The organism is Ignavibacteriales bacterium, assembly GCA_026390595.1.
GTDB lineage: Bacteria > Bacteroidota > Ignavibacteria > UBA10030 > UBA10030 > UBA9647.
Map to the genome: position 1 here is coordinate 40,349 of JAPLFQ010000024.1, position 14,982 is coordinate 55,330.

Consider the following 14,982-nt stretch of genomic DNA (forward strand, 5'->3'; position numbering starts at 1 on the left):
CGTCTCCGTTCTCAATGAACGGAGGATCACTTGCCCCCGACCTCTACCGCATCCCCCCTTGTTTTAAACGTCACAAGCACACCGGCCGAAACTGAACCCTTGAAGTCGCAGCTAAACTGGATCTCGTGTTTGCCGGTTTGGACCGTGGGAACCGGAGCGGTTGCGTGAACAGTTCTGATCTGCCGCCCTTTTGCGTCATACACGCGCGCCGTGCTTGTCCCTTCACACAGCAGAGTCTGGCCGTACGTGAGCTCGACAGGAAACATCATCGCTACAGTGCGATCCAGCTCGATTGTGGGATTGGCGACGATGCCGCTGTCTCCGACAACGCGGAGCTTGAACTGCAGGGACTGCTTCTGGTCAGGATTCTGAAATTCCCAGCGTGAAGACGTCGGCTCGCCTGGTTGGCGGAAAACTCTTTCGTGCCGGAATCCCTGCGATTCATGGTAAGCGTAGAGTTTCCATTGCCCGCCGCCGATTGACTCAAGGTGAAATTCGTTTCTTGGATTTTTCAGCAACCCGCGCTGCGCGGCAGAGAATGCGCCCTGCCGTCGCGCCGATTCCCACTCGCGAATCGCATCGAGAATAATACCTGTGTCCGGGTTCTTTCTCACAGCATCGATCCCCGTTGCCAACGCGAACCCTGCATTGAAGCCGGCCGCACGGGCCAGCATCCACTCGATATCGGAAAGAGATGTTGTCTCCGTCAGGAGGTACCATCCCAGCATGTTGGGGAGATAGTTCCGCTCGAAAAGCGCTTGGTTGTTAATGCGGTACTCTTGCATGCTTTCGCGAAATCCCTCATACCACGGCTCACCCCAATTGCAGTATGAATTGATGTGCCAGTAGAAGTGCTTCGAGTTGCTTGTGCCGTTGATGACAGTATGGTCGAGATTGTCGTAGAAGTCTTTCGGGAAAAGCCCGTAAGCATAGTCTCCCTGTCCGGTGGAGGCGCAGCCTTCATGACCGTCGAAGTCCATCTGACCCAGCCCTGTGAGATTGAATGTCTTTGCCAGATTCCGTGCAATCTCGCCCTGTAGATCCATCTTGGGGAAGAAGACCTGATAGGGGTGATCGAGAAGCTTGCCGACCTCGGCTCCCTTGGTATGCGCCGATCTTTTCGTGCCAAACGCACCGCGCTGACAATCGATCAGTATCCAGGGTGACTGGGAAGAAACCGCGCGGTAGCGAATGATTTCCTGGTCAATCACGACTGCGTGGAGCCAATTTGCTTTTTCGTTGGCAAAGTACTCGGGTGATGCAACGGGGATTTCGTTCGCGGCAGTATCAATGGTGCTCGTGAGCAGGCTGCTCCCCGTTTTCGCGAGGCGGGGATCCGGTATGGGCGTGACATACGGATCGTGGGTCTGGATGAACGTTGTCAGCGTGTGCGCTCCGAGCCGAATGCCAAGTGCCTTTGCTTTGTCCACGCATCTGCGTAGTCCGGCGGCGCCGCTCGGAAAGACCTTCGTGCTCACCTCATAATGTCCCCAACTCGCGAACGGTTCCATGTGATACAACGTCATCAGGCCGCCCCGTTTTGTGCAGGCAAGAAGCTCGTCGATGGTCTGTTCGTCGAAATCCGCAATCAGATACGAGCGTCCCTGCTCGGGCGATTTCTTGAACCACACACCGTCGATCATCGGATGCGGCAGTCCCTCCGCGATCTCAATCTCGCCAATCCGGTCGAGTGCGCTCGGTTCCGGACAGCCGAAGAGTGCAATCTTCGAGCCCACAACGGTTTCGCCCTGAAGGGGATCTATGGGCATGTTGGGAAAATTGCCGAGCCAGACATCTGCTTTCCTCGGCTTTGCTCGATTCAGACTATAACATTGAAGAACGCTTCCCCACGGTCTTGGTTCGGCGGCACGGCCCCGGGACATGTCAAACCCTTCCGCATTGTCCGGATAGCTTCCGATTGTCTTGGGATTGAGGGCCTGTATGCCGATTGCGAACCGGTCATCACGGACGACACCGACGATTTCTCCAACAGTCCTGGTGATACTCGTCGGAAATGGCCCCCAAATGATTGCATCGATTGAATCGACAGGCGTTGCTCGGATGACTTCAAAGGACAGGTGTGTCCTATAAGAAACCACTTTGACATCCACAGACGCGCCGCTTCGCCCAAACCGGACGTTGAACACATTCTGTGAAATCGATCTCACGGCTGACGGCTCTTCCACGCGTTTCCCCATTCGTATCGTGAGGAATGGTGATGGCTGCTTCGCTGCGAGATACTCTTGTTGATGGACGATATCAAAGAGGCTTGTCACCCGTCCGGTCTGATCAACGTTCAGCCGGAACTCGGACGTGGTGTACTGTGCTTGCGAGGAGGCCGCGTGCAAGAGGAACGTGGTGCACGCCAGAAGGAATACGATTCTTTTCATTGAACACGTCCTGAGGATATGGCGATTTGCCTGACCTTGGGTAGATTGGGGATAGGGCCGGGAGTGCAAGCGAAGAGCGGGTATGTTTCAACATCCTGTCGCTGCCGCCGTCTCCGCACTGCGCTATGGTCTGCAGAATGATACGGAAGCACGAGCTGAAAGGCAAAGGGGCGTCAGCTCAGTCTCCTCGACTCGTCCCGATAAAAGGAGATCGACTTGTCCTTGAAACAAATAGCAGGGAATCTGGCGGCCCCTTGCGCGCAGACGATCTGAACCGGAGCGATGAGGGGCGTTCATCTTTCCTCTGCCCGCACGTACCGCTTGCACATACAGTGTTAAATCGGTATCTTGAGTCATGATCTTGAACTTCGCTGACAAAGCGACTGAGGATGTGTATAATGGGCTCGACTCGAAATCCGGACGCCGGATTCCACAGGCAGTGTGGAGAGCGGCGATGCGAAAACTCGATATGCTCAACGCAGCGTATGAGCTTCGGGATCTTCTCGTACCTCCGGCAAACAGACTCGAAGCTCTGAAAGGGAAGTGGAAGGGGTATCATTCGATCCGGATCAACGAGCAGTATCGCATCGTATTCAAGTGGATTGAAGGCAACGCCAAAGACGTTTTGATCACTGACTATCATTGAAGGACAATCACGATGATTCCGAAGAACCGCAAGCCAACGCATCCGGGAGAAATCCTGCTTGAGGAGTTCTTGAAACCTGCCAGTATGAGTCAGGTGGAACTCGCCCGCCAGATGGGCGTTCCCATCCAGCGTATCAACACGCTGATCAACGGAAAGCGTGACATGACAGCCGAGACAGCCATCCTGCTCTCGCGCGCGCTGAAGACTACTTCTGAGTTCTGGATGAACCTCCAGGTGGCTTGTGATTTGTACGATGCTCAGCGCGCGTTGGAAAATGCCGCCTGAGTAATCCTAATATTCTACAAGATCGTTGAGACCTGTTTTCGGACGACATAAAGGTGCATAGTGTTTGAATGGTTTTTTGGACCGGAGGTGGGGGAGAAGCGGGGTGTCCTTCGGCAAAATATTGCTGCAAACATCATCGACGGCGGGATGTACGCGTTTGGGATCAGTTTCGTGTCGATCCAGACGGTGATCCCTGTCATGGTCAAGCGCATCAGCGGCAGCGATTTTGCGGTTGGTCTGGTGCTGGTTCTCTGGGCGGCCGGCTTCAATTTCCCTCAGATTTTTATCGCCAGCCGCGCCCAACGTTTTCCTTACAAGATGCGGTTGTTTCTGCAGACTGCAGTTGTCCAGCGTATCCCCTGGCTGATGCTCGCGCTCCTGTCGTTCTTCATTCTCGGCCGGCTGAGTCCGACAGCCGGCACGTTCTTTTTCTTCCTCCTGTTCACGCTCGCGGCTGTCACAGGCAGTCTCTGTTTTCCAATCTGGTTCGACCTGATCGCCAAGCTCACACCTGTGGAGCTTCGGGGTCGGCTTTTTGCAGCCCGGAATCTGCTCGGGGGGATACTCGGTGTTTTCGCCGGACTGGTCGTGGAGAGGGTGCTTGCAGAGATTGCGTATCCGCTCAGTTATGGAGTCTTATTCTCGATTGCCTTCGTCTTCATGGTGGGGTCTTACTGGGCATTGACGAAGTTGAAGGAGGAGGTCCCGTCGGCCGTCGCCGAAGAAGTCCATATTCTTGAATACTACCGCAACCTGCCGAAAATACTGAAGGAGCAGAAGAACTTTCGCAATTTCCTGATTTCGGACGCGCTGCTGATTGCAGCGACGATGGCCGGTGCATTCTATGCCGTTCACGCGATTCAGAAATTCTCTTTGAGCGATTCTTCGGCCGGCCTCTTCACGGTGATGATCATGTGCAGCACGATCGTCGGGAACATGTTTTTCGGATACATTGCTGACCACTACGGTCACAAAGTGAATCTGATTCTTGCGGCTGCATCGACGGCTCTATCGTGCTTCATGGCGCTGCTGGCTCCCGGCCAGTGGTTGTACGCCCTCGTCTTTGTCGGGATGGCGTTTCAGATAGGTCTGAGCGGGATCTCGCGGCTATCAATCGTTGCAGAGCTGTGTTCCGAGGAAGAGCGTCCAACGTATGTCGCCCTCACAAACTTTGTCACCTCGCCGTTCATTCTCTTCGGTCTCGTTGCCGGCGGTATCGCGGGCCGGTACGGATATGACGCGGTGTTTCTCATCTCGGGTCTGCTGGCTGTTGCTTCGGGGCTGTGGATGGCATTCAGGGTGGAGGAACCGCGGGAGAATGTGCGAAGGCCGTTCGTTCAATCTGCGCAATACGAGTAACCGGATTCACCCACGCATCGCTCTTTCAGTGTTTGAGCTCCGCAAACGTCCTTTCGTTCGAGTCGTACCCCGTTTCAGCACAGCTGATCAGTCGGCAGATCCATCGATCTTGATGTTCCGAAACTCGCCGGTATCATCAAAGGAACCGAAGCCCACACGGCCGCGAACAATCGCCGTGTCGATTGCCTGCAGTGCAGGAATCCGGGATCCGTCCATGTATACTGCAATGCGGCCGCTCCTTCCGTCTCGCTCAACACGCACGCGGTGCCATGCGAAGTCCGTGAGTTGAGGTTGTGCCGTCCCCGAATCGATACGCACACGATCTGCATTGTTCACTAGAAAGATTCCATTGTGAACGTTGTCGCTGACTCCGGCAAGGTGGACATAGTAGAAACGAGAGGGGGATTCGTACCCTACGATGATGTCGAGGTCCCGGCGCACAACGTCCGGTGACGCAGTCGATCGTATTTCTGCTTCGACAGACGCATGGCGAAGAGGTATTGTTTTCAGGATGGCAAGTGCGGCCGGTCGGCGGATGGGACCCGATGGAGTCCCTGCCTTTGAGAGTATCAGCTTGCCGGCGTTGATGCGCCAGGTTCCCGATCCGTCCAGATGCCACCTCGCGATATTCCGGGCTCTTAACAGACTTGGACGAACGGTGATTAGTTGCCTCGCGTCGGTGTAATCCGGACAGAGTGTGTACATCAGCATGAGTGCAAAGAGCGTCGATGCTTTCACAGGAAGGCCTTTCCAGAATTGACTGAATACAATATGGCATCAAAAAACGATCTCCTCAAGCCCGTACTATTCAGATCGGATCGTCCCCAAAACCCGCCTGTTGAGACTGTTTCAATGAGAAAAAAATGGTACCATTCGCACGACGCTCCACCACGACGATATTCTTGAAAGGGTCTTCAGTCTATGACCGGTATCTGTGTTTCGAGGACTTTTTGTATCTATATGTTGTTTGTTGCATGCACGATCGTGTCTCCTGCGAAAGTAGGGAACAATCCCACCCTCAGAAACCGAACATCTCCCTCGGGTGCGGACGGTCTTCTGTATGTATCTCTCGATGCTGAACACAGCATCGCTCTCTACAGAATTGATCAGGATCGGGGAGATCTTCGTTTCGTCAAGAAGATCACCGTCGGCGGAGAACCGGGCTCCCTTGCGGTGGACCCGTCGCGCAGCTATCTCTACGCCGCCATTAGATCCACCAACAGTATTTCGTCATTCCGTATCAATGCGCAAGACGGAGATTTGACGCTCATCAATACCATCCATGTTGCCGGAAATCCGGTCTATGTTGGTACCGACAAGACGGGAAAATTTCTCCTGACCGCCTACTTTGCAGAGAGTAAAGCCGCGATCTATCGGATTGGGCCTGAGGGCGCCGTTCGGGATAGTGCAGTCCAGGTCCTTGACACAGAGCAGAATGCGCATGCGCTCCAAACGGATCCGTCGAACCGGTTTCTCTTCATTCCGTGCAGGACGGGCGAAACGATTCTGCAATTCAGATTCAACGCCGTCGGAGGTACGCTGACACCGAATGCCCCGGACAGAACAATGACCCTGCCGAAAACAGGACCCCGTCATTTCACTTTCCACCCGTCGCTGAATGTTGTCTATTTCGCCAATGAATTTGGTAGCAGCGTTACTGCCTATCGTCTCGACAATGCGAACGGAAGCCTCTCAGAGCTTCAGACCATTTCTACACTGCCGGCAGAGTCTGTTGGAACAAACACGGGGGCCGATATTCATATCACGCCGGATGGACGATTTCTGTATGCCTCCAACCGCGGCCACGAAAGCATCGCTGCATTTTCGGTTGACGCTGCCACAGGCCGATTGACATCGGGTGGATTTTCCCCAACTGAAAAAACTCCCCGTTCGTTCGCTCTTGATCCAACCGGGAGGTTTTTGTATGCTTGCGGTCAGGGCTCGGGCAAAATCGCCGCGTACCGCATCAATAGCAAGAATGGGGAATTAACGCGCTTTAATACATATGATGCCGGCAAGAATCCTGTCTGGATTCTCACTATGTCAGCGAGCCGATGAACCGGGCACAAGCCGGCATTGACAAGCGAACACTTGGTCTTTCAGGGAAGTGCTTCGTAACCTGAGCATGTTTCACATTCGCCGTGACTTACAAGAGTGTCAGAAAGGATGGATGATATGATTGATCGTCGCAATATTCTCGGGAACTTCCGATTCCATGGAGTAAATTCTATTCTGCTGAGCGCGTTGATCCTCACGATGGGAGCGAACCTGGCGTTCGCTCAAAACCCCGCCCAAGATACAAAAATGAAATGGTTCCGAGAGGCAAAATTCGGTTTGTTCATTCACTGGGGGCTCTATGCCATTCCTGCAGGCGAATGGAAGGGACAGAGGATCGCCGGTATCGGGGAGTGGATCATGAACCGCGCCAAGATTCCTGTGAAGGAATATGAACAACTCGCCGGGCAATTCAACCCTGTGAAGTTCAATGCCGATGATATCGTGAAGCTGGCCGAAGATGCTGGAATGAAGTACATCGTCATCACAAGCAAGCATCACGACGGATTCGCGATCTACCATTCCAAGGTTAGCAAATACAATGTCGTCGATGCCACTCCATTCAAGCGGGACATTCTGAAGGAACTCGCCGATGCCTGCGCGAAACGCGGTATAAGACTCGGGTTCTATTACTCGCAGGCACAGGATTGGCACGAGCCGAACGGGGCCGGCAACACGTGGGATTTTGGAATCGATTCGTTGAAGAACTTCGATCAATATCTGCGTGACAAGGCGGAACCTCAGGTGAAGGAAATCCTGACAGGATACGGACCGGTATGTCTGATCTGGTTCGACACGCCGCGGATGATGAACAAAGATAGGGCACAGCGATTCGTCGATATCCTTCGTGACCTGCAGCCGGCGTGCCTGATCGACGGACGGCTTGGCATGGCCGGTGACTATCGATCCATGGGCGACAACCGGATCCCGAACGAAGTCGTGAAGGAAGATTGGGAAGTGCCCGCGACGCTCAACGACACGTGGGGGTACAAAAGCTATGATGAAAACTGGAAGAGCCCTCAGGACTTGACGTTCAAACTGGTGGACATCGTGAGCAAGGGCGGCAACTATTTGCTCAACATCGGCCCAACTGCTGAGGGCCTTGTTCCTCAGCCGAGTCAGGATAACCTGCGTGCAGTAGGTCGCTGGCTGAAAGTCAACGGCGAATCGATCTACGGCGCCGGACCCACTCCCTTCGGCGGCGAATTTGGCTCACCGCATCCTGATACGACGAAGCGAGACTCCCGGGGAAACAAGCTCTTTGATGCAAAAAACGAGTGGCGTTGCACAACGAAACCGGGGAAGCTGTTTTTGCATCTTTTCAAATGGCCGGCCGGTTCATTCGAGTTGAACGGATTGAATGGAAAGGCTGCAAAGGCGTACTTCCTCGCCGATCCGTCACGGAGAACTTTGTCATTCAAGCAGGAGAGCGACAAGGTGACAGTCACCCTTCCTTCGGACGCGCTGGACAAGATGGATACGGTCGTTGTCTTCGAGTTGGCGTCCAACTGAAGGGCAGTTGAATAATAAAAGCGCAGGCTCATCGGGAACTCTACTCCCGATGATACGTTGCAGTCTGCGTGCACATCAGTTCGTGAGCAGAGCCCACGAACAGCGTGCGGGCTCTGATCCCGATGATATGTTGGCAGCAGGAGGAATCGCGAGCACGCCGCCCCCGATTATGGAAGGAAGAAAGTCCATGCAGAAGGCAATTTTCACACTTGCTCTTACTGTTGCACTGATGAGTGCTTTTCCCGGCCCCGAAATTGGATTGGCACAATCTCAGTCGAGAGAGCAACGCTCGAGGCGCCTCATTCGGGTCGTGCCGATGAAACAGATCGATGTCAGAAGCCCCAACGGGAGCGTGACGTTTTCTCTTCTGCCGAATGCCGAACGCCTGACATTTACCGTCAAGATGGAAAATGCAACGGTGCTGGATCCATCTCCGATTGTCATGAAAGTCGACGGATATGATTTGTCATCAGGAGTCCTCTTCGATACTCTTCTTTCGTACACGGGTGAAGAATTCTATCCTTGGTACGGAGCTCACAGCGTAGCCGCGAGCAAATACAACGGCGCGAGAATCGGATTGCGGCACGACCTCTCCGTCACCGCGTACACACTCGAAGTTCGCGCATTTGACGATGGCATTGCATTTCGTCACGTCATTCCCGGTTCTGACTCCGCAGCACGGGCGCCTGATGAGTACACGACCTTCCTGGTCCCTCAAAGTTCCACTGTCTGGTATCACGACATGGACGGCCACTATGAGGCCGAGTACGTGAAACAAGATATCGCCCAGGTCCCGCCGGGTCAGTGGGCCGGACCGCCGGTGACATTCAAGTTGCCGAATGAAGCCGGCTACGCGGCGATCATGGAAGCGAACCTTGTCAATTACAGCGGAATGGGATTGGAGGCTGACGGCCGAAGAGGGTGGATAGTCGGACTCGGGCATCGTCAACCGCTGAGTTATCCTTTTGAACTCCGCTATGGCAGGGACGAAGGCAAGCGTCTCGGCAGACCGGCAGCCATCAATGGCGAGATTACCACGCCGTGGAGAGTGGTCATGGTTGGTCACGACCTGAACACTCTCGTCAACAGCACAATTCTGCCGAATCTTTCCTCTCCTCCGGATCCGAAGCTCTTTCCTCAGGGGATCAAGACTTCATGGATCAAACCCGGAAGGGCAGCGTGGCGGTACGTCGATGGGGGAGATACCTCGTTTGAGGGTCTCAAGGAGTTTTCTCGTTCTGCAGGCAAACTCGGCTTTGAACATCATGTGATCGAGGGCGTCTGGAGCAAATGGACAATAGAACAGCAGAAAGAAATGGTCGATTTTTCCCGCAAGCAAGGCGTGGGTGTTTGGTTTTGGAAGCACAGCAAAGAGCTAAGGACCCCCCAAGAGCGCGAAGAGTTCTTCAGGATGCTTCATGATCTGGGTGTGGTCGGTGCTAAGATCGATTTCTTCGATCACGAGGCCAAAGAAGTGATCGACGTCTACGAGCAAATGCTGCGCGAGGCAGCAGAGCATCAGATATTGATTGTATTTCATGGTGCAAACAAACCTACAGGCCGGGACCGGACGTGGCCGAACGAGCTTGTCCGTGAAGGAATCCGCGGCATGGAGTCGAGCCGCTTGATGGAGCGAGCCAGACATCAAACAATCTTGCCGTTTACGCGCTACCTGGCTGGACCCGCAGACTACACTTCCATGATCTTCAGCGAACGAAGACGGAACACAAGCTGGGCTCATCAGATTGCCACTATGGCTGTGTTTTCCAGTCCGTTACTCACGATTGCCGCCCACCCGGACAGCATTTTGCGAAACCCGGCCGTCGAGGTGATCAAGGGCATGCCTTCGGTGTGGGACGAGACGATTGTCTTGCCGTCGTCGAGAATTGGTGAGCTTGTGGTGTACGCCCGACGAAGTGGTATGACGTGGTACCTCGCCCTTATGAACGGCGGCGTCGCTCAGACCGTGCGCGTGCCGCTCTCGTTCCTCGGCGAAGGAGCGTACAAGGGGGATCTTGTCCGGGATGATCAAAAGAATTCGGGGGCGGTGAAAACAGAAACATTGGATCTTCGCCGCAATTCTGATCTCAAGATTGAAATGGGCGATGGCGGCGGCTTCGTCGGCCGATTCTCAAAGAAGCAATAATAAGAGGACCACAATGACTTTTCGAACAAATCACTGCTCATCATTCAGGGCTCTCACTGTGATCTGCACTCTCATCGTCCTCCTGGCTGCATCGCTTCACGCTCAGGTGACGACACAAGATCTTTCCAGAGCAATCAGTATAGAGAAGCTCCAGCATCCGTACCTCTATTTTGCCAACGAGGACAAACCTGCCATCCTCAGAAGGATTCAAACAGATCCCGAGAGCAAGGCAATCATGGCCGGCTTGCTGGCAGAGGGACATCGTCTCCTGTACGTGCCGGTGAAGGATCCGCCGCCGGCAAGAGTCAAACACCCGAGGTATGCTGCAAGTGGTGATGAAGCGAACGCGTACGCAGGGAACATCGCGGATGGCGCCGTCAAACTGGCCTTTCTCTATCAGATGACAGGCGAGATCCGGTATGCGAAGAAGGCTATCGAGTTCGCTGTGGCACTGTGCGATCTCGAGAACTGGGTCCAGCAGGCCCACACATTTGACATTATCTATCCCCGCGTGTGGCCCTGGAATGTTCCTGATGACCGGGTTGTGTTCTCCTACGACATAACTTCCTCCGGCAGAGCCATCTCGGTGGCAACTGTGTATGACTGGGTGTATCCTGTCCTGACGAAATGGGAACGCGACAAGCTGCGGAACGGACTTCTCGAGAAAGCGATCACGCGAGTGCGTGGAAACTATGATTTTTTCTGGTGGTCATCTGCGTATCGGTGCAACTGGTCGGCGATCTGCTATTCAGGCCTTGGTGTCAGCTCCCTTGCGTTGCTCAAGGAAAATCCCGTGCTCGTCGATGTCGTGGCGGAGGCATATAACAGGATTGGCCTGACCTATGATCAGATCGGTGACGATGGAGGGTGGCAGGAGGGGAGGGGCTACTACGGGTATTTGATGAGGGTCAGCGTTGAATTTGTGGATGTGCTCAAGCGGCTCTCGGGAGGAAAATTCAACCTGTTCAATCACAAGAAGATCAGCAGTCACCCATTGGATTTTCCGCTCTACAGTCTGACGGCAAACTTCGAAGATGGTGGGGCGGGGCCCATCGGTCCAACGGCGGTGGTCAACAAGCTGGCTCAGGAAAGCGGAAGTCCGACTGCGGCCTGGTACAGACAACAGTACTTTGGTGAAGGCACGGCGATCATGGATATCCTCTGGCCGAGGCCGGCAGTTGTTCCAGTCGAGCCGCTTGAAAAATCGAAACTCTTCAAGAGCATCAATTGGGCCATACTGCGAAGCAGCTTCTCAGATCCTTCGACGGTCACCATTGCCTGCAAGGCAGGATACAACGACGACCCTCATCACGGCCACCTTGATTGCGGCAACTTCATTCTGACATGGCACGACATACCCTTCATCCGCGATCTTGGAAGCATGCGGTACGATGAAATCTATTTCAACGAAGAACGCTGGCTATATCCCTTCGCATCGAGCGAAGGTCACAATCTGATTTTCGTTAATGGCGAACAGCAAATCCCAGCGAAGCTCAAGGACCAGCCCTGGAAGCCGGGAATAGGCGGCGAAATCCTGAAATTTGAGACCAGTGCTCGGCGGGACTATGTGCTGATGGATCCAACCAGGGCGTACCCGGGCAAGGAACTTAAGACATGGAGAAGGAGCATTGTTCTCGACAAGCCGTCAACAACGTTGATTCTCGATGAAGTAGAAGCTTCCCCCGGTGCAACGATTCAGGCGCGGTTCTTTCCGGCTGCCGCCGGGAGACAGGGGCGTCCGGGACGAGAAACTTCCCGCGTGCCTCTTCCGGTCGGAGTGGATCATAGAGTGTTTCGGGATCACGCCCTTCTGTCGGCCGAGCGGCATACGATGGCATTGATCCCACTTGTTCTTGACAACGATTTCGAAATCATCGAAGACAAGATCGCTGCGGTCCCGGTAACAGAAGATGCTGAATTGACATGGCTTCCCTATCTGGAAGCGGTAACAAAGGCTAAGTCGCGGTCCTCGGTGATCGCTACCGTCTTCCTTCCGGTGCGCGACCCGGAAGATGCTGAGCAGGCCGTAAGATCAGCCAGAATCAGAAGAATCGGTGACCGCCAGATTGAGATCACGATCACGCGGGAGAGAGCCGCTTTCAAGTGGCTTTTTGAGAAAGAGAAGGACGGATTCGTTCTGAAGAACTGACCGGTGAAATGGCACAACAGAAGATGAAGGAACGACCATGAACCAAACCCGTCGGGCCTTCTCGCTCAAGTCGGTGATTGCCGGAATGTAGTACGTCCGGGAAGCCGGATGAAAGCGGGGCGAGGCGGGAGCGCTATTCCACATGAGCAACTCGCCGTTCGAAGAGAAACTCGCGGCAGCCCACACGAACGACGCCGCTGCGATCGCCGCGCGCAAACGTTTCGGAGTCGTCCCTCCTTAGTCATTTCTGTCGGGCTTCACCGCGACGCAGGGAGCCCTGTGCCCGTGCGAATCGCTTTCGGTTGGTCACACTAATTCGCATATTACTAGAAGGCATCTCAAAAACACTTCAGTAAGATGAGAATTTCACGCAAAGCCGCAAAGTAAAGAATCTTCAACTCAAGATCTTGCCTTCGCTGTCTTGGCGTCTTTGCGTGAGCATTTTTGAGAGAGGTTCTAGTGTAAACATCAGAATCACTCCTGCGCCTTCTCTTCAATCAATCAGAACAACTATTGCAATGAGCGACAACAAGATAATTTTCTCGATGATCGGCGTTGGCAAAGTCCACAAGCCGAACAAGCAGGTACTCAAAGACATCTACCTGTCATTCTATTATGGGGCAAAGATCGGAGTCCTGGGTCTCAACGGGTCCGGGAAGAGTACCCTGCTGCGCATCATCGCCGGTGTGGACAAGGATTATCTGGGCCAGGTGACGTCCCAGAAAGGAATCACATTCGACTATCTTCCTCAGGAGCCGGAACTCGATCAGTCAAAGACGGTCAAGGAGATTGTCGAGGAGGGGGCTGCCGAGACCGTCGCTCTTCTTAAACAGTACGAAGCTGTCAACGCCGCTCTCGGGGAGCCGGATGCGGATTTCGACAAGCTTCTCGAGAAGCAGGCGAAGCTCCAGGAACGGATCGACCATCTCAATGCCTGGGATCTCGAAAGCAAGCTCGAGATGGCGATGGATGCTCTTCGATGTCCCCCCGGTGACACCCCGGTCAAAATCCTTTCCGGCGGAGAGCGGCGTCGCGTCGCGCTGTGCAGACTTCTCTTGAAGGAACCGGATGTGCTCCTGCTCGACGAACCGACGAACCATCTGGATGCAGAATCGGTCGCGTGGCTTGAACATCATCTTGGCCAGTACAAGGGGACCGTCATCGCCGTAACGCACGACCGTTACTTCCTGGACAATGTCGCAGGATGGATCCTGGAACTCGACAGGGGAGAGGGGATCCCGTTCCAGGGGAACTACTCGTCATGGTTGGAGCAGAAGAAAGCCCGTCTCGAACTTGAAGAAAAGCAGGAAAGCAAGCGGCATCGGGTTCTCGCCCGTGAATTGGAGTGGGTGCGTCTCAACCCCAAAGGGCGTCATGCCAAGAGCAAAGCACGTATCGCAGCGTACGAAAAGATGCTTGAAGAACAGGGGGACAAGCGGGACGAAGAGATGGAAATATATATCCCGCCCGGTCCGAGATTGGGAGACGTCGTCATCGAGGCAAAGAACGTTTCGAAGGCGTACGGCGACAATCTGTTGTGTGAAGAGATGACATTTTCTCTTCCCCGCGGCGGCATCATCGGTGTGATCGGCCCCAACGGCGCGGGAAAGACAACGCTCTTCCGGATGATCACGGGACAGGAGAAACCCGACTCGGGGAGTATTGTCGTCGGCGAGACGGTGAAGCTGGCATACGTCGATCAGAGCCGTCCGCTCGATCCGAACAAGACGATCTGGCAGGAGATTTCGGGGGGAGAGGAAGTTCTTCAACTGGGCAATCGCGAAGTCAATTCGCGCGGCTATGTATCCCGGTTCAACTTCAGTGGAACCGATCAGCAGAAGCCGACCGGCGTTCTGTCGGGCGGAGAAAGAAACCGCGTGCATCTTGCCAAGGTGCTCAAGGATGGGGCCAACGTGCTGCTGTTGGACGAACCGACGAACGACCTCGATGTCAATACGCTCCGGGCTTTGGAAGAAGCCGTGACGAACTTTGCCGGATGCGCCGTTATCATCTCCCACGACCGCTGGTTCCTCGATCGCGTCGTAACCCATGTTCTGGCGTTTGAAGGAGAGAGCAAGGTGCTTTGGTTTGACGGAAACTACACCGAATACGAAGCGTACCGGAAGGAACGGCTGGGAATCGCTGCAGATCAGCCGCACCGGATCAAGTACAAGAGACTGGTGAGGTAGAAGATCGGCTTCACTCGGACCTGCGTTTCTCGATGGCAGATGGGTGCTCTCTGTCTCCTTGAATTCATCGTACCAGTTGTAATTCGTTGAAGTTCTATACCGATTGTCTTATATTTTTGTGAGATCGATGTACTCCCCTGCTGCAGACTATGAGGGTCTTTGGATCACAGCCGCCAATACTCCGCTCCATGGATATAAGACACTCTCTCGCATCGCTCTGTCTTCTCGCAACCTGCTTTCACTGTAGCACA

The 14,982-nt window shown here is 54.2% G+C and carries 10 protein-coding genes; 8 read left to right on the top strand and 2 right to left on the bottom strand.

Annotation, left to right across the window (positions count from 1 at the left end):
- Positions 1-26: 26 nt before the first annotated feature.
- The gene (locus tag NTU47_13505) at positions 27-2,390 is read right to left on the bottom strand and encodes a hypothetical protein (protein ID MCX6134823.1); all 2,364 of its coding nucleotides are present in this window, start codon (positions 2,388-2,390) and stop codon (positions 27-29) included.
- A gap of 361 nt (positions 2,391-2,751) precedes the next feature.
- Here NTU47_13505 and NTU47_13510 point away from each other — a divergent pair, with 361 nt between their 5' ends.
- The 3 genes from NTU47_13510 to NTU47_13520 are packed head-to-tail and all read left to right on the top strand — an operon-like array spanning position 2,752 to position 4,680.
- Entirely contained in the window at positions 2,752-3,036 is a 285-nt protein-coding gene (locus NTU47_13510) for a type II toxin-antitoxin system RelE/ParE family toxin (protein MCX6134824.1), read from the top strand.
- Positions 3,037-3,048: 12 nt separating this feature from the next.
- Positions 3,049-3,321, top strand: a complete 273-nt coding sequence (locus NTU47_13515; GenBank protein ID MCX6134825.1) for a HigA family addiction module antitoxin — start codon at positions 3,049-3,051, stop codon at positions 3,319-3,321.
- Positions 3,322-3,381: 60 nt separating this feature from the next.
- The gene (locus NTU47_13520; GenBank protein MCX6134826.1) at positions 3,382-4,680 is read left to right on the top strand and encodes an MFS transporter; all 1,299 of its coding nucleotides are present in this window, start codon (positions 3,382-3,384) and stop codon (positions 4,678-4,680) included.
- An 87-nt stretch (positions 4,681-4,767) separates the two neighbouring features.
- Here NTU47_13520 and NTU47_13525 read toward each other — a convergent pair whose 3' ends face one another.
- Entirely contained in the window at positions 4,768-5,418 is a 651-nt protein-coding gene (locus NTU47_13525; GenBank protein MCX6134827.1) for a hypothetical protein, read from the bottom strand.
- 222 nt (positions 5,419-5,640) lie between these two features.
- Here NTU47_13525 and NTU47_13530 point away from each other — a divergent pair, with 222 nt between their 5' ends.
- From NTU47_13530 to ettA, 5 genes are all read left to right on the top strand, one after another.
- A complete protein-coding gene (locus NTU47_13530) occupies positions 5,641-6,738 on the top strand; it encodes a lactonase family protein (GenBank protein MCX6134828.1) in 1,098 nt (365 codons plus the stop codon).
- 117 nt (positions 6,739-6,855) lie between these two features.
- On the top strand, positions 6,856-8,247 hold the full coding sequence (locus NTU47_13535; GenBank protein MCX6134829.1) for an alpha-L-fucosidase: 1,392 nt from the start codon (positions 6,856-6,858) through the stop codon (positions 8,245-8,247).
- A 187-nt stretch (positions 8,248-8,434) separates the two neighbouring features.
- Positions 8,435-10,393: a glycoside hydrolase family 97 catalytic domain-containing protein gene (locus NTU47_13540; GenBank protein ID MCX6134830.1), complete on the top strand. Its 1,959-nt coding sequence runs from the start codon at positions 8,435-8,437 to the stop codon at positions 10,391-10,393.
- 13 nt (positions 10,394-10,406) lie between these two features.
- Positions 10,407-12,542, top strand: a complete 2,136-nt coding sequence (locus NTU47_13545) for a heparinase II/III family protein (protein MCX6134831.1) — start codon at positions 10,407-10,409, stop codon at positions 12,540-12,542.
- A 518-nt stretch (positions 12,543-13,060) separates the two neighbouring features.
- Complete coding sequence (gene ettA / locus NTU47_13550) at positions 13,061-14,731, top strand: energy-dependent translational throttle protein EttA (protein ID MCX6134832.1); 1,671 nt, start codon at positions 13,061-13,063, stop codon at positions 14,729-14,731.
- The last annotated feature ends 251 nt before the right edge of the window (positions 14,732-14,982 follow it).